Source organism: Marinobacter sp. (assembly GCF_035268745.1).
In the GTDB taxonomy this organism is placed as follows: domain Bacteria; phylum Pseudomonadota; class Gammaproteobacteria; order Pseudomonadales; family Oleiphilaceae; genus Marinobacter.
Map to the genome: position 1 here is coordinate 1 of NZ_DATFKH010000040.1, position 3,596 is coordinate 3,596.

Sequence of the window (3,596 nt, forward strand, 5' to 3'; positions counted from 1 at the left end):
AGGTTGGTGGATCTGACCCAGGTCCGAACCGGTATCACTGTCCCCGAGTTCGGGGTAAGTTAATGGCATGAGCCGTATACGTGGTCCGTATGTACGGTTCTGTGAGAGGGCTGAGGCGGTGACGCCTCACCCTACTCGATATTAGCACCAGAAAAGAGATGACCTACGGGAGTGTCCGCCCCGGTGCCGCAGGCAGAGCGAGCACGGCTCGCTCAGGGAAGGGCGAGCGGACCGTCCCGGGTCCGCTCCGGGTCATCGTTGCAGTGCGAAGCGCTGCCGGCAGCAGGCAACTCTGAATCCATATGACATAGCTTGCCACGCACGCCGCAGGACGCGGGAGCGCAGCGACGGCGGGCCCGAAGGGCCGAGCGCGACAGCGCGAGCAAAGTAGGTCATCCCGGCGCGCAGCGCCGGCCGGGGCTCAGGCCAGCCCGGGAATCGTCAGCAGTGCGACGCACTGCCTGCATCACGCTGCGCTGGCCGGGTATGATGCCTTTATTCATACTGATTAATTTAGCGGGCGGTACTGAATGAAATCCAGAGCCTTACTGAACCTTCTTGCCGATGGCCAGATCCATTCCGGAGAATCCCTCGCCGCATCTCTTGGGGTCAGTCGAACAGCCGTGTGGAAACAGATCAAGAGAGCTGTCGATGAGGGCTATTCGATCGAGACCATCAGGGGCAGGGGCTACCGGCTGATGACGATGGTGGATCTCCTGGATGCCGAGGCGATAATGGCCCGATTGTCGACCCAACTCAGGTCGACCATCACTTCCCTCAAGGTCCATGATGAACTGGACTCAACCAATGCGGAGATTATCAGGCAGAGGGCGCAAAACCGTTCCAGCGAGACGCTGATCTGCCTGGCTGATCATCAGACTGCGGGAAGAGGCCGGCGTGGCCGTCAATGGCAGAGCCCGCGTGGCGAGAATCTGTACCTGAGCTTTGGGCTGATATTCAGGGGTGGCTTTGCCATGCTCGACGGCCTTAGCCTGGTGCTCGGCCTGGCGGTTGCGCAGGCGCTGGAGAAACAGGGTGTGAACGATGTGGGCCTGAAGTGGCCGAATGATATATTTGTCCGGGATAGCAAACTTGCCGGTATTCTCGTTGAACTGCAGGGGGAGCTGGAAGAGGGCGTGATTCATGTTGTCGCGGGTATCGGCGTCAATGTTCACATGTCCCGGGCCGAGGGTTTGGAGCAGGCATGGACCAGTCTTGCGCGATCCATGCCGGATCGCGCCTGGCAGAGAAACCAGCTTGCGGCAGATGTGATTGCCTCGGTCCTCCAGGCCTCGGAGCAGTTCGCCGTGACAGGGTTCGAGGGCTTCCGCTCGCGGTGGCAGTCCCGGGATATTTTTAACGGCCAACCACTGACAACGGTTGATGGTATGCTTTCGGGCACAGGTTGTGGTGTGGATTACCAGGGCAACTATCTGATTGCTGTGGATGGTGAGATTGAAAAAGTACGCGCTGGAGAGATCAGCTTGCGGACGCGCTCATGAGATTGCTTGTTGACGCCGGGAATACACGCCTTAAGTGGCAGCTCAATCAGCAGGAAACCATTATTGCCGGCGGCGCCTGTCGGTTTGATGGCCAGGATTGGCTGGAGGAGTTGTCCCCATACGCTGAGCGGATAAGCCATATTGCCGTCTCAACGGTCATGTCCGAAGCCAGGCGTGTGAATCTGGTCGAGCGTCTGGCTCCGTTGTCGGCTGCGAATGTCTGTTTTTACTGGTCTGAAACCAGCCGGGGTGGTCTCAGGAACGCCTATTCCGATGTCAGTAAAATGGGTGCGGATCGCTGGCATGCGATGTATGCAGGCTGGCACCGGAACGCTTCCGGCTTTGCGGTTATTGATGCCGGGAGTGCCATCACGGTGGATTATGTTGCCGACGATGGCGGCCATCTGGGCGGCTATATCCTGCCCGGCAAGCAGATGATGCTGCGATCCCTGCAACAGGATGCCGCCAGAATCGGATTTGAATCAATCGATACCGGTGCCGGCCATCCCGGCATGTCTACGACTGAATGTGTTCAGCACGGCGTGGTCTGGCTCTGGCAGGGTCTGATCCGGCAGCTCCTCGCCGACTGCCAGCGGTATGGTATTGATCGCATCCTGTGCACCGGTGGTGACGCTGAAGTCCTTGTTGCCGCTGGCCTGCCCGGGCAGAACGATCCGGGCCTGGTGCTGGCAGGCCTGGCAGCGATTGACGCCGAGAGCACCATTTCGTGAGGTGGCTGGTGCTGATTCTGCTGACCGCCAACTGCTTTATCTGGTTTGCCGGCGATCTGTTGGTTCCGGACAGGGACAGGATGGTCGTGAGCGCCCGGACACTGCCAAGAGTCTCGACACTGAAAGTTGATGGCAGTAGTGCCGATACTGACGTCAGCAAGGTCAGGACTGAAACGGTTGCCGGAATGCCTGTATCAACAGAAGGGGAGCAGGATCAAAAGGAAGGCCGGGCAGAGCCGGTTGCGGTACCTGTTTTTCCAACATGCGTCCGTCTCGGCTGGTTTGAAACGGCGGATCAGGCCCGTGCCGCCTATCGCTCTCTTGGCAGCCCTGGTGATGCTCATGCTGTCAGGGAGGAGGAACGGGCCCTTGAGCCCCTGCACTGGATTATCATTCCTCCCCAGCCTGAGGAGCAGGCTTTGCGATTGTTCAGGGATCTCCAGCGCCGGGGAATCGACTCCTACCTGGTGACCCGTGGCGAGAACAGGAATGCGGTTTCGCTGGGACTGTTCCAGTCAAAGGCGGCTGCCGAACGGGTACTGGAAGCAAAAAAACGTCAGAATCTCAATGCCGTGCTGGCCATGTTCCCGCGTAATCAGATAAGCTACGCCCTCGTTTTCGAAGTGGCAGGGCCGGTAGATACAGGCGACAGAGACAGGCGGATCGACGATTACCGGGATGATTTCGAAATGGTGGAAATCAGCCCCTGTGAGGGTATTGCAACGCCCTCTGAAAATCCGTAGTATACCGCCCTCGCTGAAGAGGCGAATGTGGGCTGGCGTAGCTCAGTTGGTAGAGCAGCTGACTTGTAATCAGCAGGTCGGGGGTTCGATTCCGTCCGCCAGCTCCACTTTTAGTTTTAGCGGGCCTGCTTTTGCGGGTCCGGACGGGAGGGGTTCCCGAGTGGCCAAAGGGATCAGACTGTAAATCTGACGCGAAAGCTTCGCAGGTTCGAATCCTGCCCCCTCCACCACTTACTGTTCGCGGGCATCGTATAGTGGCTATTACCTCAGCCTTCCAAGCTGATGACGCGGGTTCGATTCCCGCTGCCCGCTCCAATTTGAAGTGCTGAATCGCTCATGTAGCTCAGTCGGTAGAGCACATCCTTGGTAAGGATGAGGTCACCGGTTCAATTCCGGTCATGAGCTCCATCATTTGTCCGGTCAACGTTTCGGTCCAGTTGATTAGGGAGATAGGTTGAATGTCTAAGTCAAAATTTGAGCGTAACAAACCGCACTTGAACGTGGGTACCATTGGTCACGTAGACCATGGCAAGACCACGCTGACAGCTGCCCTGACCCGTGTCTGTCACGAAGTCTGGGGTACTGGCAGTGCCAGCGCATTCGACTCGATCGACAACGCG

General features: G+C 58.2%; 4 protein-coding genes and 4 tRNA genes. All 8 read left to right on the forward strand.

What is annotated here, in order from left to right; all coding sequences use genetic code 11:
- The first annotated feature begins 530 nt into the window (after positions 1–530).
- On the forward strand, positions 531–1,502 hold the full coding sequence (locus tag VJ956_RS02960) for a biotin--[acetyl-CoA-carboxylase] ligase (protein ID WP_324081489.1): 972 nt from the start codon (positions 531–533) through the stop codon (positions 1,500–1,502).
- The gene (locus tag VJ956_RS02965) at positions 1,499–2,233 is read left to right on the forward strand and encodes a type III pantothenate kinase (protein WP_324081491.1); all 735 of its coding nucleotides are present in this window, start codon (positions 1,499–1,501) and stop codon (positions 2,231–2,233) included. The genes VJ956_RS02960 and VJ956_RS02965 overlap by 4 nt, the downstream gene beginning before the upstream one ends.
- The gene (locus VJ956_RS02970) at positions 2,230–2,976 is read left to right on the forward strand and encodes an SPOR domain-containing protein (RefSeq protein ID WP_324081493.1); all 747 of its coding nucleotides are present in this window, start codon (positions 2,230–2,232) and stop codon (positions 2,974–2,976) included. Before VJ956_RS02965 ends, VJ956_RS02970 begins: the two co-directional genes overlap by 4 nt.
- A 31-nt stretch (positions 2,977–3,007) precedes the next feature.
- A tRNA-Thr gene (locus VJ956_RS02975) sits at positions 3,008–3,083 on the forward strand.
- 39 nt (positions 3,084–3,122) lie between these two features.
- Positions 3,123–3,206: transfer RNA gene (locus VJ956_RS02980), tRNA-Tyr, on the forward strand.
- Positions 3,207–3,216: 10 nt separating this feature from the next.
- Positions 3,217–3,291, forward strand: a tRNA-Gly gene (locus VJ956_RS02985).
- A 17-nt stretch (positions 3,292–3,308) separates the two neighbouring features.
- A tRNA-Thr gene (locus VJ956_RS02990) sits at positions 3,309–3,384 on the forward strand.
- 50 nt (positions 3,385–3,434) lie between these two features.
- Positions 3,435–3,596 (forward strand): GTP-binding protein (locus tag VJ956_RS02995; RefSeq protein ID WP_324081495.1); only part of this gene is annotated, 162 nt, incomplete at its 3' end.